Below are 24,036 nucleotides of genomic sequence, written 5' to 3' on the forward strand. Positions count from 1 at the left end.
TTCGCCAATCGATACTTCAGCGGATGCTGTAGGCAAAAGCGTCCGGTCGATCAAGTAATCATGGCGGGTTCATGACTCGCCATTGATTGAGCTACAAAAGCGGACGCCAAGCCCTTCGTACGGTTCGGAATCGCCCGGCATCGAGGCACCTGCTTCGACTTTTACAGTTTGGCCTCACCCTTCAAGAGGCCGAACGGAATGCCCCTTCAACATAATTCCAAGCTCAAACATCTTGTCCTGGCCATTGCGCTGGCTACCGGTTGCGTAGAATTTTCACTCGCGGAGCAATCCGAGCCCGACGCGCACGTCGATATCGAAGTGAAGGTCAAAAAGCCGCGCAAGAAGAAGGAAATACCTGCTCCACTCAGTCCCGCTGAAGAACCCCCTCCTGAAGAAAGGAACACTCCGACGCCCATGACAAGCCCGGTCAGCACCAAGGACTTGGTGGTTCCAGTTCACACATCCGATGGCATTTCTTCCGATGACATTCCTTCCAAGAGGCTCGCCACGACAGAAAGTGGCAGCGCGCTCGAAGAAAGCATCGAAAAACCGGTGCCGTCACCGGAACCGGCTCTGGCCGGAACGCCCGTAGCTCAACAAACCCAAGTGGTTGAGCTGCCTGCGTCAACGGATGCTCCTCCATCCGTCGGCAACGCAGCCATCGAAGCCGTGCTTGCTGTCGACGAAACCACAGCCGCCATCGCCTGGGATCAACTGGCGGGCGGAAGCAAGGCCACCCTCGCCAAGGCGACTTTAAGCAGTGTCACACCGGTCAGCGACAGCCTGCTGTCGGCCATGCATCAACTCGATGGCACCCATGATGTTCAGGGAAACGCTCCACGTCATGCGGCCGCAAGCACAGACAGCGGCAGGGTCTGGCTGCAGGCTCTCGGCCATGGCGGCAAACTGGATCGCGATGTGGAACCCATGCAGCATTCCACCAAAGGATTGCTGCTGGGTACGGACTGGCGCGTTACCGAAGAATGGCACCTGGGATTGATGGGAGGGATATCCGACACTCGCATCGACAGTAAAGCACTGAACGGCGATCTCGACAGTTGGCACCTGGGTGCCTACGCCTTGCGCCAGAGCGGCCCGTCGTCACTTCGCTTCGGTGCAATCTGGAGCGGTCATGAAGGCCGCACCCGCCGCGAAGTCGCATTCGGTCGCTTCCAGGACCGGCTCAAGGGCAACTACCACGCCAGCACCCGACAAGCGTTCATCGAGTCGGGATACAACCTGGGAGGGGCCAACGTGACCGTCGAACCCTTTGCCGGTGTCGGTTACCAGCACTACCGGCGCAACGGTTACACCGAAACAGGTGGCGCGGCGGCGCTCAAGGTTCATGCGCAAACCCAGGGCAACTTCAACACCACCATCGGGCTGCGCATGGCGAAGGTCGGCACACTGGATAACGGCCTGCGTCTCACGCCGCGGTTCAGCGCAGGGTGGAAACACGTTTACGGAGAGACCGTCACCAGCACCCGACAACGGCTGGTCGCCGGCGGGTCCGACTACACCGTTTATGGAGCAGAACTGGATCGCAACAGCTTAAAACTCGACACAGGACTGGAACTGGCACTCTCGGACAGTCACACGCTGGATATCGGTCTGTCCGGAGGGATCGGCTCCGACAGCCGCAACCACGGCGTATCGGGACAATGGCGAATGGCGTTCTGAGTCCTGTTCGGGGCGTGGCGGCAAAAAAAAGGGGAGCACATGCTCCCCCGAGGTTTAAAGCGTTGTATCGAGGCCGTTATCTCAGCCTTCGATCTCGATCAGGATCTCACCCGGGTTCACCCGGTCGCCCTTGGCGACGTGAATGGCGGTGACCTTGCCGGCAACAGCGGCCTGGACTTCGGTTTCCATCTTCATCGCTTCGGTGATCAGCACAGCCTGGCCCGCCTTGACGATATCGCCCTCCTTGACCAGCACATCAACGATGTTGCCCGGCATGGTGGTGCTGACATGGCCCGGTGCCGACGCCTGCTTGCGCTTGCTGCTGCCACCGCCGACGAACTCGTTGAGCGGCTCGAACACCACTTCTTCCGGCATGCCGTCGATGGAAAGATAGAAGTGGCGCTTGCCTTCGGCCTTGACGCCGACACCGGTGATGTCCACGCGGTAGGTTTCGCCATGGACGTCGATGACGAACTCGGTCGGTACACCTTCGCCGCCGGCCGAGGCCACCTTGCCCGCTTCCGGGATCGGCAGCAGCACTTCCGGCGTGAGGGTGCCGGCGGCACGCTCTTCGAGGAACTTGCGCCCGATGTCCGGGAACATGGCGAAGGTCAGCACGTCTTCTTCGGACTTGGCCAGTGCGCCGATGTCCGCACGCAGCTTGGTCATTTCCGGCTTGAGCAGATCGGCGGGACGCACGTCGATCACTTCTTCACTGCCGATGGCCTGACGACGCAGCTTTTCGTTCACGGTGCCCGGCGCCTTGCCGTATCCGCCTTGCAGGTAAAGCTTCACCTCGTTGGTGATGGTCTTGTAGCGCTCGCCGGCCAGCACGTTGAAGAACGCCTGGGTACCGACGATCTGCGAGGTCGGTGTCACCAGCGGCGGGAAGCCAAGGTCCTCACGCACACGCGGGATTTCCGCCAGCACTTCGTTCATGCGGTTGAGAGCACCCTGCTCCTTCAACTGGTTGGCCAGGTTGGAAATCATCCCGCCCGGTACCTGGTTGACCTGAACACGGGTGTCGACGGCGGTGAACTCGCTTTCGAACTGATGGTATTTCTTGCGCACGGCGTAGAAGTACAGGCCGATTTCCTGCAACAGTTCCAGGTCCAGACCGGTGTCGAACTCGCTGCCCTTGAGGGCCGCAACCATCGATTCCGTACCCGGGTGGCTGGTGCCCGAAGCGAAGCTGGAGATCGCGGTGTCGATGTGGTCGGCACCGTTTTCAATAGCCTTGAGCTGGCACATGGCAGCCAGGCCGGCGGTGTCGTGGGAGTGAATGAACACCGGCAGCGACTGCTCGGCTTTCAATGCTTTGACCAGCTCGCCCGTCGCGTACGGGGTCAGCAGGCCGGCCATGTCCTTGATCGCCACCGAGTCGCAACCCATGGCTTCCATTTGTTTGGCCTGGGCGACGAAGGCATCGATGGTGTGCACCGGGCTGGTGGTGTAGGCGATAGTGCCCTGGGCGTGTTTGCCGGCAGCCTTCACCGCTTCGATCGCCACGCGCAGGTTACGCACGTCGTTCATCGCGTCGAAGATGCGGAACACGTCGATGCCGTTGACCGCTGCCTTGGCGACGAACGCCTTGACCACGTCATCGCTGTAATGCCGGTAGCCCAGCAAGTTCTGGCCGCGCAGAAGCATTTGCAGGCGCGTGTTGGGCAACGCGGCACGCAGTTGGCGCAGGCGCTCCCACGGGTCTTCTTTCAGGAAGCGCACGCAGGCGTCGAAGGTCGCGCCACCCCAGACTTCCAGCGACCAGTAGCCGACCTTGTCGAGTTTGTCGCAGATCGGCAGCATGTCTTCGGTGCGCATGCGAGTGGCGAGCAGCGATTGGTGGGCGTCGCGCAGGATGGTGTCGGTTACGAAAATCTTTTTAGTCATTGTTCTATTCCTCACAGGCCTGCGTGGGCGGCGATGGCGGCGGCAATGGCCAGGGCCAGCTCTTCGGGTTTGCGCTTGATCGAGTAGTTGGTCAGTTCAGGGTGGCTTTCCACGAAGCTGGTATTGAACTGGCCGCTGCGAAATTCAGCATTGCGCAGGATTTCCTGGTAATACGCGGCGGTGGTCTTCACGCCTTGCAGACGCATGTCGTCCAGGGCTCGCAGGCCACGGTCCATCGCTTCTTCCCAGGTCAGCGCCCAGACCACCAGTTTCAGGCACATCGAGTCGTAGAACGGCGGAATGGTGTAGCCGGTGTAGATCGCCGTGTCGGTACGCACGCCCGGACCGCCGGGAGCGTAGTAACGGGTGATCTTGCCGAAGCTCGGCAGGAAGTTGTTTTTCGGATCTTCAGCGTTGATCCGGAACTGCAGGGCAAAACCGCGGTGCTGGATATCTTCCTGCTTCACCGACAGCGGCAGGCCGGAGGCGATGCGGATCTGTTCGCGGACGATGTCGATCCCGGTGATTTCTTCGGTGATGGTGTGTTCCACCTGCACCCGGGTGTTCATCTCCATGAAGTACACCTCGCCCTCGGCGAGCAGGAACTCCACGGTACCGGCATTCTCGTAACCCACTGCCTTGGCTGCACGCACCGACAGATCGCCGATGTAGGCACGCTGTTCCGGGGTCAGTTGCGGGCTCGGGGCGATTTCGATCAGCTTCTGGTTGCGACGCTGGATCGAGCAGTCCCGTTCGAACAGGTGCACAACGTTGCCGAAGCTGTCGCCGAGGATCTGCGCTTCGATGTGCTTCGGATTGACGATGCATTTTTCCAGGAACACTTCCGCCGAACCGAAAGCCTTGGTGGCTTCGGAAATGACCCGAGGGAAATTCTGTTCGAGTTCTTCGCGGCTGTTGCAACGACGGATACCGCGACCGCCACCACCGGAGGTGGCCTTGAGCATCACCGGGTAACCGATACGGTCGCCCTCGCTCAAGGCTTCTTCCAGGCCCGAGACGTTGCCTTCGGTACCCGGCGTGACCGGTACGCCGGCCTTGATCATGCTGCGGCGCGCTTCGGTCTTGTCACCCATGCGGCGAATGACTTCCGCCGAGGGGCCAATGAATTTGATTCCGCGTTCGGCGCAAATCTCTGCCAGTTCGGCGTTTTCCGAAAGGAAACCGTACCCGGGATGCAGCGCATCACAACCGGTTTCCACGGCCAGATTCACCAGCTTGCGCGGGTTGAGGTAACCGGCCAGCGGCTCGGCACCAATGCTGTGGGCCTCATCGGCACGCTTCACATGCAAGGCATGGCGGTCGGCGTCGGAAAAAATCGCAACCGAGCGAATGCCCATTTCGGCGCAGGCACGCACGATTCGTACGGCGATCTCACCCCGGTTGGCGATCAGGATCTTTGTTATCACTTGGAGGTTCCCTTGAGCCGGTGGTACCCACGACCTGCTAGACCCAGGTCGACGCGTGACCAAATGTTTCAATCTGGTCGCGGCTTCACACTAGCGCTCACAAGGAATTAACAAAAATGAATAAAAATTGGGTCAGGCATAAGTAAAGACTTATAGTCACAGCATCAGCCAGCGGCCAGAGTCGGTTAAAAATGCGTAAGTCCTTGATGCGTATGACATTGCGTCAATTGCAGATCTTCAACGAAGTGTGTGATTTGCGCTCTTACAGCCGCGCTGCCGAGGAAATGTCTCTCACGCAACCGGCCGTCAGCCTACAGATTCGTCAGTTGGAAGAGCTGATAGGACAGCCGCTGTTCGACTATGTCGGCAAAAAACTCTACATGACCGAGGCCGCCGAAGCACTTCAGCGCGCCAGCCGCGACATCTTCGGCCGCCTGGAAAACCTCGACATGCAGTTGTCGGACATGCAGGGCTCCTTGCAGGGGCAGTTGAAACTGGCGGTGGAATCCAGCGCCAAGTATTTCGTGCCGCACCTGTTCGCCGCTTTCCGGCGCCAGCACCCCGAAGTCAATCTGCAACTGACGGTGGTCAACCGCGGCCAGGTGATCCGCCGTCTTTCCGACAACCGCGACGACCTGGTGATCATGTCGATGGTGCCGCAGGACATGGGCCTGGAGTTTCTGCCGTTTCTCAACAATCCGATTGTCGCGGTCGCCCCGCCGGATCACCCGCTGTCGCACATGGGGCCGCTGCGCTTGCAGGACCTTGAGCCTTACACACTACTGATTCGGGAGCCCGGTTCGGGAACTCGACTGGCCTGCGAGGAGTACTTCAAGGAAAAACGCGTGCACTTCACGCAGACACAGGAAGTAGCGTCGGCCGAAGCTCAGCGTGAATGCGTTGTGGCAGGTCTGGGCGTGGCGCTGTTGACACGTCACGCCCTGAACCTGGAGCTGGCGACCGGCGGCCTGGTGGAGCTTCCGGTCGAAGAACTGCCGCTCTTTCGCAGCTGGTGCCTGGTACAGGCCAAGGCCAAGCGGCTGTCACCGGTGGCCCATGCCTTCCTGGCATTCATCCGTAGCGAGCGGGCGCAGGTCAGCGCACTGGCTGAACGATTCGACGGGAAGCCGCGGGAGATGCCTGCCAGTAATTGAGTTCGATATCCTCGGGAAAATCGCTGATTTCGCACTGAAGCTGACGAAGTTCGAAGCGATCTTCGATGGCGCGACGAAATTCCATGCGGCGCTGGTCTTCCTGCTGACGACGGGTTTTCGCGGCGCTGTTGCGTTCTTCGTAAGGCTGAGCCATTTCGAGTCTCCCAAGGCGAGTACGGGAGTTTCACGATAGGCGCGGGGGATGACGGTTTGGCTTCGCCGGGGTTACAGACAGATGAAGATTGGCCTCATTCCATGACCTTCAGTCATCCAGCGCTTTGACCGCTTTTGGCGACAGGCGCAAGCTGCGCAGACTGCGTTTGACGCTCTTGAGGTGGTTGACCAGACTCGGACCCCGCGCCATGGCCACGCCCATGGCCAGCACATCGATCACAACCAGGTGGGCGATGCGCGACGTCAGCGGGGTATAGATTTCGGTGTCCTCGTGCACGTCGATCGCCAGGTTGACGGTCGACAGCTCGGCCAACGGTGTCTGGCTCGGGCACAAGGTGATCAGCGATGCACCGCTCTCGCGAACGAGGTTGGCGGTGATCAGCAAATCCTTGGAACGGCCGGACTGGGAAATGCAGATCGCCACGTCGGTGGGCTTCAGCGTCACCGCCGACATCGCCTGCATGTGCGGATCGGAATACGCCGCAGCAGTCAGCAACAGACGGAAGAACTTGTGCTGCGCATCCGCAGCCACTGCGCCCGATGCACCAAAACCATAGAACTCGACGCGCTGGGCCTGAGACATCAGCGTCACCGCGCGCTGCAACTCCTGCGGATCGAGCTTCTCGCGAACTTCCATCAGCGTGTGCAGGGTGGTGTCGAAAATTTTCAGGCTGTAGTCGGCGACCGAGTCGTCTTCATGGATCGCGAACTGACCGAAACTCGCGCCCGCCGCGAGGCTTTGCGCAAGCTTGAGTTTCAGGTCCTGAAAACCGGAACAACCGATGGCACGACAGAAGCGCACGATGGTCGGTTCACTGATGCCGACGCTGTGGGCCAGGTCAGCCATGGAACTGTGCATCACCGCCGCAGGGTCAAGCAGCACGTGGTCGGCGACCTTGAGCTCCGACTTGCGTAACAGGTGACGTGACTGGGAGATGTGTTGCAGCAGATTCAAGGGGCTGGACTCTTGTTATGGAAAGATGTGCTTTGGCCAGATGCCGGGGATGTAGCAAGCTTGTAGTTATACTACATGAATCGGCTTTTTGCCTGCTCAATGCGTAACCGGATCGCCCCGTATCCGGCGACATGCATTGCATGTAGCCCTTTACCGGGGATTTTCCTGCTGGCGCAACAAGCCAGCGAGACCGGCGGCCTCCACCGGACGGCTGATCAGATACCCCTGCACCTCGTCACAGCCCTCGGCTTTCAGGAAATCAAGTTGCTCCTGCCGCTCGACGCCTTCGGCCACCACCTTCAGCGACAGTCCATGGGCCATGGCGATGATCGCGCGAGTGATGGCCGCATCTTCGCCACCCTCCCCCAATCCACGAATGAATGCCTGATCGATCTTCACGTAATCCACCGGAATCCGCTTCAGATAACTCAATGACGAATAACCGGTACCGAAATCGTCAATCGCCAGCTTCACCCCCAGGTCACGCAGCTGCTGAAAGGTCGCGATGATGTGCTCGACACTGTCGAGCAACTGGCTTTCGGTCAGCTCCAGTTCAAGGTAATGCGGCGCCAGCCCGGTTTCTTCCAGCACCTGGCGCACCAGGCTGGCCAGTTTTCCCTGGCGCAACTGATGCACTGAAAGATTCACCGAAACCCGGATCGGCTCCAGTCCCTGACGCTGCCACTCGCACGCCTGCCGGCATGCCTGACGCAGCACGAACTCGCCGATCGGACCGATCAGCCCCGTCTCCTCCGCCAGCCCGATGAAATCCCCCGGCGGCACTCGGCCCATGGTCGGATGATCCCAGCGCACCAGTGCTTCGGCGGCGTTGAGACGGCCCGTCGCCAGGCACAGTTTCGGTTGGTAGAACACGCTCAGCTGCCGCTCTTCGATGGCTTTGCGCAGCTGGTTTTCCAGCTGCAGACGCTCCAGCGTGCTGGCCTGCAGGCTGTCGGTGTAGAACTGGAAGTTGTTACCGCCCAGATGCTTGGCATGTTGCATCGCCATGTTCGACTGACTGACCAGCGCGGCGATCTCCCGGGCGTTATCCGGCAGCATGCTGATCCCCATCGAAGCGCTCACCACCAGTTCGTGCCCTTCCACCGTCAGCGGCAGACGCAGCTTGCACGACAACCGTGTCGCGACCCGCGCCAGACTCGACAGGTTGCTGTAAGCATCGAACAACACCGCAAACTCGTCGCCGGATAGCCGAGCGATCGTGTCAGCTTCCGGCAAGGCACTGACCAGACGCCGCGACATCCTTTGCAGCAACTGGTCGGCTATCTCATGGCCCAGGCTGTCATTGAGCAATTTGAAGCGATCCAGGTTGATGTGCAGCAGCGCCAGATTCCGTCGCACGCCCTGTCGCACACGCTGATGCGCTTCGTGCAACCTTTCGCGAAACAGCGAGCGGTTGGCCAGGCCGGTGAGTTCGTCATAGTGGGTCAGATAGCGCATCCGCTCCTCGGATTCGCGACGGGCGGAAAGATCGGCGAAGAAGCCCACGATATGGCTGACATTTCCCCGACTGTCGCGCACCGCATTCAATTGCAGCCACTGCGGATAAAGCTCGCCGTTCTTGCGGGTCTCCACCAGCTCGCCTTGCCAGCTGCCGTGCTGCTCCAGCGCCTGGCGGATGGTGACGTAGTGCCGCCGGGCGTCGCGGCTGCATGGCAATTCCACGACATTGCGTCCGAGCATGTCATCGATGTCATAACCGGTGACCCGGCTGAAGGCCTGATTGATGGCGATCAGCGAATAATTCGGGTCGAGGATCACGATGCCTTCACTGGCCGCCTCGAACACCGTCGCGGCCAATTGCTGCTGGGCCTCCAGATTTTTGCTGGCACTGATGTCGCGTCGGGTACCGACCATACGGATCACCCGCCCGCTTTCATCGCGCTCGACCGCCCGGCCACGGTCTTCGATCCAGACCCAGTGCCCGTCGCCATGGCGCACCCGGTATTCGATCTGATAGTCCTCGCTGCGGCCTTTCAAATGCTCGATCAGCGCCCGTTTGAGTGGCGGCACATCTTCGGGATGCAAGCGTGGCCGTAAATGCCTGAGCAAGCCGGTGACGTATTCAGGGTCAATGCCGAACAATTCCTGGATCTGCGTGTGGTGAACCTCGTCGGTCTGCAGGTTCCAGTCCCACAACCCCAGCTCACTGGCCTTCAACGCCAGGGCCAGGCGTGCTTCGCTCTTGCTCAGGGCCTGATTGGCGAGATCCAGTTCACGACTGCGCCGGGCCACCCGATCCTCCAGCTCGGCCTGCGCCTCACGCAACTTGCCTTCGGCCGAGCGACGCTGCTCGATTTCCTTCGCCAACGCCTGATTGAGCAGATCGCTGCGAGTTTGCGCCTGTTGCAGGTGTTCGATCAGGTGCTGATTCTGAAAGCGCCGCAGCAAGCCACGGTCGATCAAACGGTTGACCTGCCATGCCACCACGCTCAGGGAACCGAGCAGAATCAGACCGAGCCAGCCCCAGCCACGCGCCAGTTCGTCGCCTCCCCAGAACAGATAGCCGATGGCCGGGAGCAGGCACGGCAAGGTAAAGGATAGAAAGGCCGGAATGCTCACGGCGTAGGCCACACTGGCTGACAGCGTCGCGGCGCCGATCAGGCCGAAAACCCATGCCTGTTGCAGGAAGTTGTCGGCCGGCACAAGGGCGATGCCGGCTGCGGCCAGGGTCAAACCGGTCATGGACGACCCGAGCAGGAACATCCGGCCCCAGACCGGCCGTGCCTGGCGATCGGGTATCGCCGAATCGAATGCCGCGACCTGGATCACCCGCAACGCCACCAGCGACAACAGCCAGATCAGCCAGACGCTGACCACGAAGTAGCGCTGCGGACTCCAGAGCATGACGGCGCAGACCAGACCATTGATCAACATGAACAGGGTGGGCAACAGCGAACCCTGATAGAGAAGACGCGTGCGTTCGACCGCCATCTGGGTGGCGTAATGCTTGCGGATCATCCGGGGTTCCACAGAGGGGCCCGACAGGTCGAAGCTGAGGGTCATAGGCAACGTTCTTGTTTTTATAAGTGTGAGCATGCGCCCGGAAACGTGGACGGAGCATACACAAGCCCAACCACTTGCCAAACTGCTCCAGATCATAATTTCACCGAAACTTTTCAGTCTCCCGTCACCCGTCAAAGCCCCGAAGCGAGGCGGGCCAACACCTGTGGCCAATGACCGACCGGTCGTCATTGACAGCACTTTCATCGGCTAATGCAAAGCTCGGTTTGCCCGGGCCTGCGACGCGCCCTAGAATGCCCCGATGCGCGACGATCTCTCCCTTCTGCTGAACTCCCTTAACGACGCCCAACGCCAGGCCGTAGCGGCCCCCGTCGGGCGTCAATTGGTCCTGGCCGGTGCCGGCTCCGGCAAAACCCGAGTGCTGGTGCACCGTATCGCCTGGTTGATCCAGGTGGAAAACGCCTCGCCCCACTCGATCCTGTCGGTGACCTTCACCAACAAGGCCGCCGCCGAGATGCGTCACCGCATCGAGCAATTGCTGGGCATCAACCCGGCCGGCATGTGGGTCGGCACTTTCCACGGCCTGGCGCACCGCTTGCTGCGGGCTCACTGGCAGGAAGCCGGGCTGAGCCAGACCTTCCAGATCCTCGACAGCGATGACCAGCAACGACTGGTCAAGCGGGTGATCCGTGAGCTGGGGCTGGACGAACAGCGCTGGCCGGCCCGTCAGGCCCAGTGGTTCATCAACGGGCAGAAAGATGAAGGTCTCCGCCCGCAACACATTCAGGCCAGCGGCGACCTGTACCTGGCCACCATGCGCGGCATCTATGAGGCCTACGAGGCTGCCTGCCAGCGCGCCGGGGTCATCGATTTCTCCGAACTGCTGCTGCGCGCCCTCGACCTTTGGCGCGACCATCCGGGCCTGCTGGCGCATTACCAGAAGCGTTTCCGGCACATCCTGGTGGACGAGTTCCAGGACACCAACGCCGTGCAATACGCCTGGTTGCGCTTGCTGGGCAAGGGCGGCGACAGCCTGATGGTGGTCGGCGACGATGACCAGTCGATCTACGGCTGGCGCGGTGCGAAAATCGAAAACATTCATCAGTATTCCTCCGACTTCCCGGATTCCGAGACCATCCGTCTGGAGCAGAACTACCGCTCCACCGCCGGCATCCTGAAAGCGGCCAACGCCTTGATTGCCAACAACACCGGGCGTCTGGGCAAAGAGCTGTGGACCGACGGAGGCGACGGAGAAGCGATCAATCTGTACGCCGCGTTCAACGAACACGATGAAGCACGCTACGTTGTCGAAACCATCGAAAGCGCGCTGAAAACCGGCCTGGCTCGCAGCGATATCGCGATTCTCTACCGCTCCAACGCCCAATCCCGCGTTCTGGAAGAAGCCTTGCTGCGCGAGCGCATTCCATACCGTATCTATGGCGGTCAGCGCTTCTTCGAGCGAGCGGAAATCAAGAACGCCATGGCTTACCTGCGTTTGCTGGAAGGCCGCGGCAACGATGCAGCGCTGGAGCGGGTGATCAACGTTCCGGCACGGGGCATCGGCGAGAAAACCGTCGAGGCGATCCGCGAACATGCACGCCACAGCGATGTGTCGATGTGGGAAGCCATGCGCCAGCTGGTGGCCAACAAAGGCCTGACCGGTCGCGCGGCCAGCGCCCTCGGTGCGTTTATCGAGCTGATCGAGAACCTCGCCGCCAAATGCGCCGAGATGCCGTTGCACCTGATGACCCAGACCGTCATCGAGCAATCCGGCCTGATCGCTTACCACGAAGCGGAAAAAGGCGAGAAAGGCCAGGCCCGGGTGGAAAACCTTGAAGAACTGGTCAGCGCTGCGCGCAACTTCGAGAACACCGAAGAAGACGAAGACCTGACGCCGCTGGCGGCTTTCCTCGGTCACGCCTCGCTGGAAGCCGGTGACACCCAGGCCGACGAACATGAAGACAGCATTCAGCTGATGACCCTGCACAGCGCCAAGGGCCTGGAATTCCCTTACGTGTTTCTGGTGGGGATGGAAGAAGGCCTGTTTCCGCACAAGATGAGTCTGGAAGAACCGGGGCGTCTTGAGGAAGAGCGACGCCTGGCCTATGTCGGTATCACCCGGGCCATGCAGAATCTGGTGATGACCTATGCCGAGACCCGGCGCCTGTATGGCAGCGAAACCTACAACAAGGTATCGCGATTCGTACGGGAAGTGCCGAAAGGTCTGGTCCAGGAAGTGCGGCTGTCGAACAGCGTCAGCCGGCCGTTCGGCGGCAATCAGTCGATGAGCGGCAGCAACCTGTTCAGCGGCAGCGAGATTCCGGAAACCGGCCTGAGCCTCGGCCAGGCCGTCCGTCACTCGATCTTTGGCGATGGCGTAATCCTCAACTTCGAGGGCACCGGCGCTCAGGCCAGGGTTCAAGTGAACTTCAGCGAAGGCAGCAAGTGGCTGATGCTGGGTTACGCGAAGCTGGAAGCGATCTGAAATCCGGTTTTGCTGTGCTGTGGGAGCGAGCCAGCTCGCGAATCGAAGCGCCGCGGTTTACCCGATAAACCACGGTGCGGCCATCGCGAGCAGGGTTCATGTCACCATTCAGACAACGGGGCGTTATCCATGGGCTCAGGCTTCTTTTCTTCCTGGACATTCTGGGCCCTGCTCTCGGCCACCTTCGCCGCGCTGACGGCGATCTTCGCCAAGGTGGGCATCGAAAACGTCAATTCCGACTTCGCCACCCTGCTGCGAACAATCGTGGTACTGGTCAGCCTGGCCTTGATTTTGTACGCCACGGGCCAATATCAGTCTCTGGGATCGATCACTGCCAAAAGCTATTTGTTCCTGCTGTTGTCGGGGCTGGGTACCGGGGCCTCGTGGCTGTGCTATTTCCGTGCATTGAAAGTCGGGCCGGCTTCGCTGGTCGCTCCGGTGGACAAGCTCAGCGTGGTACTGGTGGCCGTGCTCGGCGTGATCCTGCTGGGCGAGAAACTCGACCTGCGCCAATGGGGTGGCATCGGCTTGATCACGGCAGGCGTGGTGATGCTGGCGCTTAAACGCTGATCAATCTCCCACTGAACCTACATCCTTTTCCTACAGACAAAAGTACATGGTCTTATTGCCTCGACCGAGCTGAACGTAACCTGTCAGGCAAAAGCCCGAAACACTCTCTCGCTAGCCAGTGACACTTCAGCTGTGCAACATGGCGCGCGTGTCTCCACAAACGGGAATTCCCTTTATGAAACGTTTTCTTAGCATCGCCATGGCGTTGTGCATCGGCCTGACGATGAGCCTCGACGCCAACGCCAAGCGCTTCGGTGGTGGCAAAAGCGCCGGCGCTGCGCCGACGCACCAGACCAGCCAGATGGCTCCTTCTTCTCCAGCCATGGGCGGCGCGGCTGCGACCGCCGGAGCTGCCGGTGCCGCAGGCGCTGCTGCCAAGGCCGGCGGCGCTTCGAAATGGCTCGGCCCTCTGGCCGGCATCGCCGCCGGTGGCCTGCTGGCGTCCATGTTCATGGGCGGCGGCTTCCAGGGCATGCAGTTCTTCGACATCCTGATCATGGCCGTGATCGCGTTCGTGATCTTCCGCTTCATCGCCGCTCGTCGCCGCAAGCAGCAGGAGCAGTTCGCTCCGGCCGGCGCACCGATGCAGCGTGAAGTGTTCGAGCAGAAACCTGCCGCCATGGGTTCGATCTTCGGCGGGTCGGCCGCTCCGGTTGCCGCCCGTCCGGTGATCAACGCGCCGGCCTGGTTCAACGAGCAGCGCTTCCTCGAGGCCGCCCGCAGCCACTTCCAGGCGCTGCAGCAGCACTGGGATGCCAACGAAATGGACAAGATCGCCGAGTTCGTGACCCCGCAAATGCTTGAGTTCCTCAAGCGTGAGCGTGCCGATCTGGGTGACGGCTTCCAGTCCACCTACATCGACAACCTTCAGGTACAGCTGGATGGCGTGGATGATCGGGCGGACAAGACCATCGCCACCCTGACCTTCAGCGGCGTGTCGAAAACCTCGCGTTTCGACCAGGGAGAAACGTTCAGCGAAAGCTGGAACATGGAACGTCCTCAAGGCGAAAACCAGCCTTGGCTGGTCGCCGGTATCCGCCAGAACGGCTGATCCCTTCGACGTCAAAGATGCAGCAAAGCAAACCCCGGCCCAGGCCGGGGTTTTCTATTTCGCGGTTGCATCTATAGCGAGCTACTGTATAAACCGGCCCATATACACCGCGCCATTCAAGCAAGAGGATCCCGGACGTGGAAGAAATCATCGAACAACTGCGCGAAGCCAACGAACCCGTGCCCGTTCCACTGGAGCTGCCTGATGAAGATCAGCTGGTGGAAATCGAAGAAGAGCTCTTCATCAACATCCCGTTCGTCTTCAAGGAGTTCCTGCTGACCGTCAGCGATGTGGTCTATGGCAGCCTGGAGCCGGTGACCGTCACCGACCCGCAGTCCCACACCTATCTGCCGGAGGTGGCGGCCAACGCCTGGGATGCCGGCGTACCGCGCGATCTGATCCCGATCTGCCAGGACGGCGACAACTACTACTGCGTCGAAGAAGACGGCACCGTGGTGCTGTGGTCCGGCGAAGAAGAGCTGATCACCGAAGAGTCCTGGGAATCGGTCTGGCACTGGGCCCGGGACGTCTGGCTGGAAAGCTGAGCCGCCAGCCGCCCCGCCGGGTCAATGCCCCGACGACTCCTTATGATTGTCGAGGGTTTCCAGCAAGGCCACCTGCATCCGCGTGTGCACCCGGATGAACCAGCGCCAGAGCAGCGCCGCCACGGCGGCCGCGACCACGGCGACCAGCACCAGCAACTTGTTGGTCGGCAAGATACTGGCCGACAAGGCTGCCAGCAGCAGGAAAATCACCAGCAGCGAGAGGATCGGGATCACTTCGGCGATCACCCGTCGCACTCGCTGTGTGTGTCGCCCCGCCATCTCCGGCTTCACGCCCATCTCCGCCAGCAGCATCGACAGCGCCTTGAGCTTGCGATACGCCGCAATCAGGAACGGCAGAGACAACAGCAATGCCCCACCCCAGATCAACGCTTTCTGCCAGCTGGGATCGCTGATCCAGTCCTGCAGCCACGTCGAAAGGCGCCCGGCAAAGAACGCACCGGCAAAGAAGATCGCGATCACCAGCGCCAGATTGACCCCGACCTGCAGCAGAATCCGCCGGATCATCGACGCCAGCATCGCGCCTTCGCCCTGCGGCTGGATGCTGCGCAACCATTCGCCGTACATCCCGAATACCCGACCCAGACGTTTTGGCATGGCGGCCGACAGCTTGATCGACAACGGATCGGCTGCGCGGATCAGGTAGGGCGTCAGCAACGTAGTGATGACCGAAACCGCCACGGCGACCGGGTAGAGAAAATGGCTGGTGACCTGCAACGTCATGCCCAGCGCCGCGATGATGAAGGAGAATTCGCCAATCTGCGAAAGACCCATCCCGACTCGCAGTGAGGTGCGTCCGTCATTGCCGGCGATAAACGCCCCGAGGCCGCAGGACAGCATCTTGCCCAGCACCACGGCGACGGTGATCACCGCAATCGGCCACGCGTATTGCAAAAGGATCATCGGATCCAGCATCAAGCCGATGGCAACGAAAAAGATGGCACTGAACAGGTCGCGAACCGGCTCTATCAGGCGCTCGATCTTCAACAATTGCCGTGACTCGGCCATGATCGCGCCGATCAGGAACGCGCCGAGTACCATGCTGTACTCGAGCTTGACCACCAGCAGGCAGAAGCCGAAACACAGCCCGAGCACGGTGATCAGCAGCATCTCGTTACTTTCGAATTTCGCTACATAAGCCAGCAAGCGCGGCACCAGCAGTATCCCGATGACCAGCGCGACGATCATGAACAATGAGAGTTTGCCGACCGTTGAAAACACTTCCCCGGAACTCACCGTGCCGCTGACCGCGATACTCGACAACAGGGCGATGATGCCGATGCCGAGAATGTCTTCGACGATCAGCACGCCGAAGATCAACTGGGCGAAGCGCTCGTTTTTCATCTTCAGGTCGTTGAGCGCCTTGACGATGATGGTCGTCGAGGAAATGGCCAGGATCGCGCCCAGGAACAGCGAATCCATGGTGTTCCAGTCGAACCAGCGGCCGATTTCGTAGCCGATCCAGATCATCAGGATGATTTCCAGGAACGCCGCGATAAACGCCGTGGCGCCCACCTTGAACAGCTTGCGCAGACTGAATTCCAGCCCCAGGCAGAACATCAGGAAAATCACGCCCAGCTCCGCGAGGGTCTTGATGGTCTCTTCGTCGTGAATCAGGCCGAACGGCGGGGTGTGCGGGCCAATGATGAAGCCGGCGACGATGTAACCGAGCACCACCGGCTGTTTGAAACGATGAAACAGCACGGTCACCACGCCTGCGACCAACATGATCACTGCCAGATCCTGAATGAAGCTGATGGCATGCATGGCGTGGGCTCCTTGAATGACGATGCCCGCGACACAGGGTGAGAAATGCCTGGGCGAGCTGGGTAAAAATCCGCTTTTGGTGCAGGAATCGCCCTTGGGGTGGGCTTTTGCAGGGTAACACCGCGACTTCCGGCTGAAAGGCGGTGCAATATATGGAAACAGATCGACCCAAGCGTGACGGCGACCAGTCGCCCGGCGTCCCGATAACGGTGCTTTTGAAAAGCGACCAGGCACCCGCAGAGGTGCATCTTCCAGCAACCTGCCTTGACCCGTGAGAACGTTATGGAACCCGGAAACGCCCAGCTGTCGATGACGGTACTGATGACCCCCGACATGGCCAACTTCTCTGGCAATGTCCACGGCGGCACCCTGCTCAAATACCTCGACGAAGTGGCCTACGCCTGCGCCAGCCGTTATGCCGGCCGCTACGTGGTGACCCTGTCGGTGGACCAGGTGATTTTCCGCGAGCCGATCCATGTCGGCGAACTGGTAACGTTCCTGGCGTCAGTCAACTACACCGGCAATACCTCGATGGAAGTCGGTATCAAAGTGGTCACCGAAAACATCCGCGAACGCTCGGTACGCCACACCAATAGCTGCTTCTTCACCATGGTCGCCGTGGACGATCAGCGCAAGCCGGCTGCCGTGCCGCCATTGCAGCCGCAGAACAGCGAAGACAAGCGCCGCTACATGCAGGCCCAGCAACGCCGGCAGATTCGCCAGGAGCTGGAAAAGCGCTATCAGGAAATCAAGGGCGACGCCTGATCAGCCCTTCGATCTCTGGCGCTCTGTCGATAGTTTTCGCGAGCAAGCCCGCTCCCACAGGAGGAACGCATTCCAAATGTGGGAGCGGGTTTGCTCGCGAATGAGGGCAACGCGGTCTTACAGACTGATCGGCGTGGCCTCGAACTTCACGCGCGGATGCGTAATCCGGTCCTGCGCCCGCACCAGTTGCAGCTCATAACTGGCGCAGGCCTGGGTTTCCAGCAGCACTTCATGCACCGCTGCCGCCGTGAATTCAAACGCCGCCAGCAGGGTGTCGCCAAGCAGCACCCGGGCCAGGAACAGGCCGGACGTCAGGTCGCCCACTCCTACCGGCTGACGCGGAAACGCCAACAGTGGCCGCCGCAGATGCCAATTGCCCTCGGCCGTCACCAACAACATCTCGAAGCCATCCGCCGGCTTACCCGGGTAATCCAGATGTTTGACCAGCACCGCTTTCGGTCCGCGAGCCAGCAGCGCCTGCGCCATGGCCAGGCAATCAAACAGCGACTGAGGCTTGCGCCCGGAAAAGCTATCCAGCTCCAACTGGTTCGGACACATGAAGTCTGCGACCGCCGCGGCTTCGTCGAGCAGGAAATCGCTGACCTCGGCCGGCACGCTGCAACCCTTCTCCGGATGCCCCATCACCGGATCGCACAGGTACAAGGCTTTGGGATTGGCCGCCTTGATCCGTTCGATGCCACTGAGAATCGCCCGTCCCTGTGCCGCACTGCCTAAATAGCCTGACAGCACCGCGTCGCAATTGCCCAGCTCACCGATGGCCGCGATGCCCTCGACCAGTTCCGGAATCCGCTGTGGTGCCAGCACTTCCCCGGCCCACTGGCCGTACTGGGTATGGTTGGAAAACTGCACGGTGTTGAGCGGCCAGACATTGACCCCGACCCGCTGCATCGGAAAAACCGCAGCGCTGTTGCCGGCGTGGCCGAACACCACATGGGACTGGATGGCGAGCAGATGAGGCGTACGTTTCATTCGGGTTTTTCCGTAAAACGATTGAAATTCAAGCCGCGCAGTATGCGACGAAACGCAGCCTGTACGACAGACCGGCGACGCAGTTAAGCTGACGCCAACTTTTGGAGTTTTTCGTTGATGCTGACCCTGGAAAACATTTTCGTGCTGATGCTGTTCGCCGTTGCCGGCGCGTGGCTGTGGCACAACCACGGCCTGCGTGAACGGGCGCTGGAACGGGTCAAGCAGCACTGCGTGAATGTCGGCGTCGAACTGCTCGACGGCAACGTGGCGTTGAAGAAGATCGGTTTCATCAAGGATGCAAGCGGTCGGCGTCGTCTGGCGCGGGTCTACAACTTCGAATTCACCGTGACCGGCGAAACCCGTCACAACGGCAGCATCACCCAGTTCGGCCCCCACAGCGTGCAGATCGAGCTGGCGCCCTACCCGGCACCGTTCGACGACACGCTGCCGGTGGTAGAAGTGGCCAAGCCAAGCGCACAAGTCATCGAGCTGAGCCAGTGGCGCCAGGAGCACACCAAGTGGAAGCCTTGAGCTACACCGCTTGAATCCGACAGCCGGCCAATGCCCTCTGTAATTCGTCGATCCTCTGCGGCTGGTCGAAAATCAGCTCGATCCGTGAGTCTTTGCGCCACTCGCTGGGCCGCCATTCCAGTTTGGCGTTATCCAGGGCATTGGCAGATTCCCAACCAGTCAGACTGTGGATAACCAGCTTCGCCCGACGCCAGTTCACGGATTCGAGCCACTGAGTGATGCGAATCACGTCAAACGTCTGGCCGGGGTGCCAGCGCCAGCCGATGCTCCAGCCGCCCTCCTGCGCCTGGCTCAGGCAGATCGGCAAAGCCGGATCGCTCCAGACGGTCGGCATCTGCGCCGGCCCCTTGGGAACGACGAACTTATCCACACCTGTCTGCGCCTGTTCCTTGACTCCAGGCAGCTCACTCAGTGGCAACGACGCCTGTTGCGTCCAGACCAACCGGGCGGATGGCAGCTGGCGGGCGATCCGCTCTCGCGCAGGCTTATCGAGGTTTTCCGCCTTGTTCAACACCAGCAAACCGGCATTCGGAATCGCCTCCCGTTGCGCTGGCGGTAGTACCTTGCCTGCCGCCAGCGCCTGAGCGTCCAGTACCAGCACACTGGGTTGAACCGCAAGAACGCCTCGCCATGGCGCATCACGCAGTTGCTGCATCAATGTCGCCGGGTGCCCGAGTCCGGAAGGCTCGATAAACAGACGGTCCGGCTGAGCCTTGCGCAGCAGTCGTCCCAATCCGATCTGAAACGGTGCGCCATTCACACAACACAAACAGCCCCCGGCGACTTCGCCCAGTGCGATACCATCGGCGTCCCGGGTCAACAGTGCAGCATCGATGCCGATCTGGCCGAACTCGTTGATCAGCACAGCCCAGCGCTCATCGGCCGGTCGCTGTGTCATGAGCTGGCGGATCAGGCTGGTCTTGCCGGCGCCCAAAGGGCCTGCGATGACATGGGTGGGAATGTTCTGCAACATGATCAAGGATTTCTGGAGGTCGGGAATGCGGTGGATGGGATGGTCGTTGCTGCTGGCGCTGGTGTCGGGCGAAGCTCTGGCACAGGCGTGTGTGGTGCACAGCCAGGCGGAACGCCTCGACGTGAAGGTCTGCCAACAGAACCGCAACATCCCGGAGAAACTGTTCAATGACGGCTTCTGCCAACCCACGTTGGCGGGGCAGACAGTCGACGTGCAATACGTCGATCAGTGCCCCGCCGGGGCGTTTGGCGTGTGCAGCAACGCGCACGTCGCCAATATGCCTTATCGCCAGGATATCCACTATTACGGCGTGGCCACCGATGCGATGTATTTGAAGCCGTACTGCGAAAACCAGGGCCAGGGTAACTGGCTCAAGCCTTGAGCCTTCAGCCCAACCAGTCGAGGGTCAGCACCAGACGCCGTTCACCCGGCGCCGGTTTCGGTGAGCGATGGATCAGGCCGAACCCTTCGTTGCCATGCCACTTCTCTCCTTTGAGCAACGCCACTTCACCGCTCGTCAGCTGTTGAATCCGCGATTTTTCCTGCGGTTCAGCGAGCGGTTTTCCCAGTTGCCGGCGATCCATTTCTCCTTCCTTCAGCCACTCGCTGCCAATGCCCGCGTAGGTGGTGATCAGCCTGACAGGCACATGGTCAACGTGAAAACGCGGGCACATGGCCTTGTCCAGCACACGCAACCGCAAGCCGATCCGTCGGGCGCCGAGCAGGCACGCGAAGGCGCCGGTCAACCATCTCAGGTCAGCGATAAACCCTTCATGACCTTCCAGATCACGGTATTCGCTGGCCAGGCCGCTCAGGTCCGGTTCGCTGTCTTCATCGGGCAATTCAAGGCTCAGCGCTTCGGCATAAGGTTCATCCAGCGAGAGCAATAAGCTCGCAAATTCAGCGACGTGAAGCGGAAGCTGGCGCTGCCAGACGGCGAGGTTGATTTCATCCTCAAGAATGCTCGCGAGTGTTTGCGGGGTCGGGCCGAAGACTTGATGGCGTGTTCCGTTTTGCCGCGGTTGGAGCGCAAGCATCACGCGACCTCTTCATGCCAGGAGCCAAACGGATCGGCCAGCAATCGCCAGCCTTCAATCCCGAGCGCCATCTCCGCATCGGTCAACAGGCAGTCGTCCAGGGCTGATTCGAGTTGTGCGAAATCGATGTTCTGACCGATAAACACCAGCTCCTGACGGCAGTCTCCTACACTGGCGGTCCAGTTTTCCATGATCGCCGCGGTACTTTCCTGGTCCTGCGGCCACTGATTCTTCGGCACAAAGCGCCACCAGCGCCCAGCGAAACCGTGGCGCATCAAACCGCCGGCCTGGGACCAGCTGCCGGCATCCGTGGGTTTACTTGCCAGCCAGAAGTAGCCTTTGGAGCGCAGCAGTTTGCCGTTCATCCAAGGGCTGGCGATGAAGTCGAAAAAACGCTGTGGGTGGAAGGGACGGCGCGCCCGATAGGCCGTGGAGGCGATGCCATATTCGTCGGTTTCCGGCACGTGCGCGCCACGCAGCTCCTGGAGCCAACCCGGTGCCGTCGCTGCCCTGTCGAAGTCGAAGCGACGGGTATTGAGGATCTTTTTCAGCGGTACTTCCCCCATCACCATCGGGATGATCTCGGCGTTGGCGTTCAGCCGCCTGAGGATCGCCATCAGCTCTTCCCGCTCGCTGCGACTGATCAAATCGATCTTGCTGATCAGCAGAACGTCGGCGAACTCGATCTGTTCGATCAACAGATCGGTGATCGAACGCTCATCCTCTTCTGCGAGCATTTCACCCCGGGAGGCCAGGCTCTCGGCCGCCTGGAAATCAGGCAGGAAATTCAAACCGTCGACTACAGTGACCATGGTGTCGAGGCGAGCGATGTCGGCCAGGCTTTGCCCCTGCTCGTCGCGAAAGGTGAAGGTTTCGGCTATCGGCAACGGTTCGGAGATCCCGGTGGATTCGATCAGCAGATAATCGAATCGGTTTTCCCGGGCCAGCTTCGCCACTTCCTCCAGAAGATCTTCGCGTAGCGTACAGCAGATGCAACCGTTGCTCATTTCGACGAGCTTTTCTTCTGCGCGGTTCAGGTCGACATTCCGCCTGACTTCGCCGCCATCGATATTGATTTCGCTCATATCGTTGACGATGACAGCTACACGCAGATCGTCCCTGTTACGTAGTACGTAATTCAAAAGTGTACTTTTTCCGGCGCCGAGAAAACCGGACAAGACGGTCACGGGAAGTTTAGAAGACATGGGATAAACCTCTTCAAGCGGTAGCTAAACGCAGAAAATGCTCTCGGCGGCAGGCGCTCTCGGGCGTCAATGAAGCAGCAGACGCTTGTAAACAGGGCGCCACGGAAAGCTCGATCAAAAATATGTTATAGTATAACAATATCAAAGATCCACATTCTTCTTGCCGGAAATGACAAAGGGCCGGAAGCTGAAAACACTTCGCTGCGAGTCGTCTCATGAAAACTGCGCTGAAACTCTCACTGCTTGCTTTGGCGTTGATGATCTCTGATGCATGGGCACAAGCCCCGGGACTTGCCGCCTGCACACGGAGCGCGAACCTGCTGTCGTGTGTCGATGCCGATGGCAGCGCCTACAGTGTCAACACGGCCGGCAAGACGATTTATCTGCGCGGTTTCGACAAGATCGGCCGGCGCTATTGGGCTCAAACCAATAGCGTTTACGGGCAATTGACGTTCTTCACCGGGATCGCCTCGGACGGCGAAACCTGGGTCGGCTACAACCGCCGGGTGGGCTGGACGACAATCAACCGTTTTTCCAGCTCCGGCGGAAGCAGCGCAAAGTTCACCTGCAGTCGAATTACTGGCTGCTAGACGCGCATCTGTTGCTGGTCTTGCTGCCAGGCGATATAGCTGTCAGCCGGTGGATTTTTCTGAAAATAGCGCTGTAATCCCTCAAACAATCCATCGGCAACTGCCTGTTGATGGCGCGCCGTAACCAGTCGCTGACTGTCCCGCGCGTTGGAAATGAACCCTGTCTCCACGAGAATGGATGGCACATCAGGTGACTTCAGCACCGCAAACCCCGCCTGTTCCACGCGCTTTTGATGCAACGTAGTGATGCCAGCCAGGCTTCCCAGGACTGTGCTGCCCAACTGTAAACTGGCGGCAATGGTGGCATTCATCGACATATCGAGGATCACGCCAGCGAGCATTGGATCTTTGTCCTTGAGGGTCAGCAGGCTCGTCGCTCCAAGCAAATCTGCACCGTTCTCACGCTGCGCCATAAAGCGCGCCGTGGCGGATGTTGCACCTCCTTCAGACAGGCAATACACCGAAGCGCCGGAAGCTGTCAGACGCGGCGCAGCATCCGCGTGAATCGAGATGAACATGTCGGCCTTGTGTTGACGGGCGATATCGACCCGCTTGCGCAACGGTACGAAGAAGTCGTCATTACGCACGAGTTTCACTTCGAAGCCTTTTTCCCGTTTCAATCGACGTGCGAGAAGTTGCGAAATCGAGAGCACAACGTCTTTCTCACGCTCGCCCTTTGCACCGACTGCCCCAGGATCTTTGCCGCCATGGCCGGGGTCCACCACGACAATGATGTCGCGTTTTGGGTGACTGGTTTTCGCCGGCGTTTCACGTGGAACACTTGGCTTGGACACTTTTTCATCGCTCAAAAGATCCAGAACCAGGCGATGCCCCTGCCCATCCTGAGGCGCCAACAGGAAAGCATTCAGTTGGACGGGGTGATTCAAATCCAGAACGATACGCGTGTCACCCTTTCCAAAGTGCCCGGAACGGATGCTGCGAATAACCGTTTCGCTGAGCGCCAGCTGACTGAAATCCCCGTTCAAACTGGAACCACTCAGATCAATGATCAAACGATCAGGCGCGCTCAATGTGAACGTCTTGTAAGTCACCGGCCCACTCAAATCAAAGACCAGACGGAGCTTGTCATCCGAACGCCAAAGGCGAGCGTTACGAATCTGCGTGGCATTGACGCTGAAAGGAAAAGCCAGTGCAGCGCTGGCCAACATCAGGTTAAGCAAATGACGTCTGTGCATGAGAAAGCCCATTCATGAAAAAGGCATCGTGGTTTGATTTGTTATAATGTA

21 protein-coding genes are annotated in these 24,036 nt (G+C 60.0%); 10 read left to right on the forward strand and 11 right to left on the reverse strand.

Translation table 11 applies throughout. The features are described 5' to 3' along the window. Positions 1–198: 198 nt before the first annotated feature. Positions 199–1,680 carry an autotransporter domain-containing protein gene (locus NWV16_RS00610; RefSeq protein ID WP_260521572.1) on the forward strand — a complete coding sequence of 494 codons (1,482 nt, stop codon included), beginning with the start codon at positions 199–201 and terminating at the stop codon, positions 1,678–1,680. A gap of 81 nt (positions 1,681–1,761) precedes the next feature. Here the strand turns inward: NWV16_RS00610 and oadA are convergent, their stop codons facing one another. Together oadA and NWV16_RS00620 are read right to left on the reverse strand one after the other, a co-directional pair. Next, complete coding sequence (gene oadA / locus NWV16_RS00615; RefSeq protein ID WP_260521573.1) at positions 1,762–3,570, reverse strand: sodium-extruding oxaloacetate decarboxylase subunit alpha; 1,809 nt, start codon at positions 3,568–3,570, stop codon at positions 1,762–1,764. Between the two features lie 11 nt (positions 3,571–3,581). After that, complete coding sequence (locus NWV16_RS00620; RefSeq protein WP_260521574.1) at positions 3,582–4,997, reverse strand: acetyl-CoA carboxylase biotin carboxylase subunit; 1,416 nt, start codon at positions 4,995–4,997, stop codon at positions 3,582–3,584. A gap of 191 nt (positions 4,998–5,188) precedes the next feature. On the opposite strand from NWV16_RS00620, the gene NWV16_RS00625 reads away from it, so the two are divergent. Next, positions 5,189–6,151, forward strand: coding sequence for a LysR family transcriptional regulator (locus NWV16_RS00625; RefSeq protein ID WP_260521575.1), 963 nt, complete (start codon positions 5,189–5,191; stop codon positions 6,149–6,151). On the opposite strand, the gene NWV16_RS00630 is transcribed toward NWV16_RS00625, so the two are convergent. The 3 genes from NWV16_RS00630 to NWV16_RS00640 form a co-directional block, all read right to left on the reverse strand. After that, complete coding sequence (locus tag NWV16_RS00630) at positions 6,093–6,305, reverse strand: PA3496 family putative envelope integrity protein (RefSeq protein ID WP_260521576.1); 213 nt, start codon at positions 6,303–6,305, stop codon at positions 6,093–6,095. The genes NWV16_RS00625 and NWV16_RS00630 overlap by 59 nt on opposite strands. Positions 6,306–6,413: 108 nt before the next feature. After that, a complete protein-coding gene (hexR, locus tag NWV16_RS00635; RefSeq protein WP_260521577.1) occupies positions 6,414–7,280 on the reverse strand; it encodes a transcriptional regulator HexR in 867 nt (288 codons plus the stop codon). A gap of 150 nt (positions 7,281–7,430) precedes the next feature. Beyond that, entirely contained in the window at positions 7,431–10,304 is a 2,874-nt protein-coding gene (locus NWV16_RS00640) for a bifunctional diguanylate cyclase/phosphodiesterase (protein ID WP_260521578.1), read from the reverse strand. 259 nt (positions 10,305–10,563) lie between these two features. On the opposite strand from NWV16_RS00640, the gene uvrD reads away from it, so the two are divergent. From uvrD to NWV16_RS00660, 4 genes are all read left to right on the forward strand, one after another. Beyond that, positions 10,564–12,747, forward strand: coding sequence for a DNA helicase II (gene uvrD / locus NWV16_RS00645; protein WP_260521579.1), 2,184 nt, complete (start codon positions 10,564–10,566; stop codon positions 12,745–12,747). Positions 12,748–12,876: 129 nt separating this feature from the next. Then, positions 12,877–13,317, forward strand: coding sequence for an EamA family transporter (locus NWV16_RS00650; RefSeq protein WP_260521580.1), 441 nt, complete (start codon positions 12,877–12,879; stop codon positions 13,315–13,317). Between the two features lie 175 nt (positions 13,318–13,492). Then, positions 13,493–14,368, forward strand: a complete 876-nt coding sequence (locus NWV16_RS00655; RefSeq protein ID WP_065260888.1) for a Tim44 domain-containing protein — start codon at positions 13,493–13,495, stop codon at positions 14,366–14,368. A 137-nt stretch (positions 14,369–14,505) separates the two neighbouring features. Then, positions 14,506–14,913, forward strand: a complete 408-nt coding sequence (locus tag NWV16_RS00660) for an SMI1/KNR4 family protein (RefSeq protein ID WP_260521581.1) — start codon at positions 14,506–14,508, stop codon at positions 14,911–14,913. Between the two features lie 21 nt (positions 14,914–14,934). On the opposite strand, the gene NWV16_RS00665 is transcribed toward NWV16_RS00660, so the two are convergent. Continuing rightward, entirely contained in the window at positions 14,935–16,698 is a 1,764-nt protein-coding gene (locus tag NWV16_RS00665; protein ID WP_260521582.1) for a cation:proton antiporter, read from the reverse strand. Positions 16,699–16,980: 282 nt separating this feature from the next. Here NWV16_RS00665 and NWV16_RS00670 point away from each other — a divergent pair, with 282 nt between their 5' ends. Next, positions 16,981–17,463, forward strand: a complete 483-nt coding sequence (locus NWV16_RS00670) for an acyl-CoA thioesterase (protein WP_003229693.1) — start codon at positions 16,981–16,983, stop codon at positions 17,461–17,463. 117 nt (positions 17,464–17,580) lie between these two features. Here the strand turns inward: NWV16_RS00670 and pdxY are convergent, their stop codons facing one another. Next, complete coding sequence (pdxY, locus tag NWV16_RS00675; RefSeq protein ID WP_260521583.1) at positions 17,581–18,453, reverse strand: pyridoxal kinase PdxY; 873 nt, start codon at positions 18,451–18,453, stop codon at positions 17,581–17,583. A 117-nt stretch (positions 18,454–18,570) separates the two neighbouring features. Here pdxY and NWV16_RS00680 point away from each other — a divergent pair, with 117 nt between their 5' ends. After that, entirely contained in the window at positions 18,571–18,984 is a 414-nt protein-coding gene (locus NWV16_RS00680; protein ID WP_260521584.1) for a DUF3301 domain-containing protein, read from the forward strand. A gap of 1 nt (position 18,985) precedes the next feature. Here NWV16_RS00680 and NWV16_RS00685 read toward each other — a convergent pair whose 3' ends face one another. Then, positions 18,986–19,957: a GTP-binding protein gene (locus NWV16_RS00685; RefSeq protein WP_260521585.1), complete on the reverse strand. Its 972-nt coding sequence runs from the start codon at positions 19,955–19,957 to the stop codon at positions 18,986–18,988. 25 nt (positions 19,958–19,982) lie between these two features. Here NWV16_RS00685 and NWV16_RS00690 point away from each other — a divergent pair, with 25 nt between their 5' ends. Next, complete coding sequence (locus NWV16_RS00690) at positions 19,983–20,339, forward strand: NADH:ubiquinone oxidoreductase (RefSeq protein WP_260521586.1); 357 nt, start codon at positions 19,983–19,985, stop codon at positions 20,337–20,339. Positions 20,340–20,343: 4 nt separating this feature from the next. On the opposite strand, the gene NWV16_RS00695 is transcribed toward NWV16_RS00690, so the two are convergent. Next, complete coding sequence (locus NWV16_RS00695; RefSeq protein WP_260521587.1) at positions 20,344–20,994, reverse strand: DUF1826 domain-containing protein; 651 nt, start codon at positions 20,992–20,994, stop codon at positions 20,344–20,346. After that, on the reverse strand, positions 20,994–22,199 hold the full coding sequence (gene zigA / locus NWV16_RS00700) for a zinc metallochaperone GTPase ZigA (protein ID WP_260521588.1): 1,206 nt from the start codon (positions 22,197–22,199) through the stop codon (positions 20,994–20,996). The genes NWV16_RS00695 and zigA overlap by 1 nt, the downstream gene beginning before the upstream one ends. 215 nt (positions 22,200–22,414) lie before the next feature. Here zigA and NWV16_RS00705 point away from each other — a divergent pair, with 215 nt between their 5' ends. Further along, positions 22,415–22,789 carry a glutamine synthetase gene (locus NWV16_RS00705; RefSeq protein WP_260521589.1) on the forward strand — a complete coding sequence of 125 codons (375 nt, stop codon included), beginning with the start codon at positions 22,415–22,417 and terminating at the stop codon, positions 22,787–22,789. Here NWV16_RS00705 and NWV16_RS00710 read toward each other — a convergent pair. After that, positions 22,786–23,985: an N-acetylmuramoyl-L-alanine amidase gene (locus NWV16_RS00710; protein WP_260521590.1), complete on the reverse strand. Its 1,200-nt coding sequence runs from the start codon at positions 23,983–23,985 to the stop codon at positions 22,786–22,788. The genes NWV16_RS00705 and NWV16_RS00710 overlap by 4 nt on opposite strands. Positions 23,986–24,036: the final 51 nt, after the last annotated feature.

Source organism: Pseudomonas sp. BW7P1, from assembly GCF_024981055.1.
Lineage (GTDB): Bacteria > Pseudomonadota > Gammaproteobacteria > Pseudomonadales > Pseudomonadaceae > Aquipseudomonas > Aquipseudomonas bananamidigenes.

Bases quoted from the DNA above. Each gene is read 5' to 3' on its own strand.
- NWV16_RS00610 (WP_260521572.1), top strand. From the start codon at position 199: ATGCCCCTTCAACATAATTCCAAGCTCAAACATCTTGTCCTGGCCATT.
- oadA (WP_260521573.1), bottom strand. From the start codon at position 3,570: ATGACTAAAAAGATTTTCGTAACCGACACCATCCTGCGCGACGCCCAC.
- NWV16_RS00625 (WP_260521575.1), top strand. From the start codon at position 5,189: ATGCGTAAGTCCTTGATGCGTATGACATTGCGTCAATTGCAGATCTTC.
- NWV16_RS00630 (WP_260521576.1), bottom strand. From the start codon at position 6,305: ATGGCTCAGCCTTACGAAGAACGCAACAGCGCCGCGAAAACCCGTCGT.
- NWV16_RS00640 (WP_260521578.1), bottom strand. From the start codon at position 10,304: ATGACCCTCAGCTTCGACCTGTCGGGCCCCTCTGTGGAACCCCGGATG.
- uvrD (WP_260521579.1), top strand. From the start codon at position 10,564: ATGCGCGACGATCTCTCCCTTCTGCTGAACTCCCTTAACGACGCCCAA.
- NWV16_RS00650 (WP_260521580.1), top strand. From the start codon at position 12,877: ATGGGCTCAGGCTTCTTTTCTTCCTGGACATTCTGGGCCCTGCTCTCG.
- NWV16_RS00655 (WP_065260888.1), top strand. From the start codon at position 13,493: ATGAAACGTTTTCTTAGCATCGCCATGGCGTTGTGCATCGGCCTGACG.
- NWV16_RS00665 (WP_260521582.1), bottom strand. From the start codon at position 16,698: ATGCATGCCATCAGCTTCATTCAGGATCTGGCAGTGATCATGTTGGTC.
- NWV16_RS00670 (WP_003229693.1), top strand. From the start codon at position 16,981: ATGGAACCCGGAAACGCCCAGCTGTCGATGACGGTACTGATGACCCCC.
- pdxY (WP_260521583.1), bottom strand. From the start codon at position 18,453: ATGAAACGTACGCCTCATCTGCTCGCCATCCAGTCCCATGTGGTGTTC.
- NWV16_RS00680 (WP_260521584.1), top strand. From the start codon at position 18,571: ATGCTGACCCTGGAAAACATTTTCGTGCTGATGCTGTTCGCCGTTGCC.
- NWV16_RS00685 (WP_260521585.1), bottom strand. From the start codon at position 19,957: ATGTTGCAGAACATTCCCACCCATGTCATCGCAGGCCCTTTGGGCGCC.
- NWV16_RS00690 (WP_260521586.1), top strand. From the start codon at position 19,983: ATGCGGTGGATGGGATGGTCGTTGCTGCTGGCGCTGGTGTCGGGCGAA.
- NWV16_RS00695 (WP_260521587.1), bottom strand. From the start codon at position 20,994: ATGCTTGCGCTCCAACCGCGGCAAAACGGAACACGCCATCAAGTCTTC.
- zigA (WP_260521588.1), bottom strand. From the start codon at position 22,199: ATGTCTTCTAAACTTCCCGTGACCGTCTTGTCCGGTTTTCTCGGCGCC.
- NWV16_RS00705 (WP_260521589.1), top strand. From the start codon at position 22,415: ATGAAAACTGCGCTGAAACTCTCACTGCTTGCTTTGGCGTTGATGATC.
- NWV16_RS00710 (WP_260521590.1), bottom strand. From the start codon at position 23,985: ATGCACAGACGTCATTTGCTTAACCTGATGTTGGCCAGCGCTGCACTG.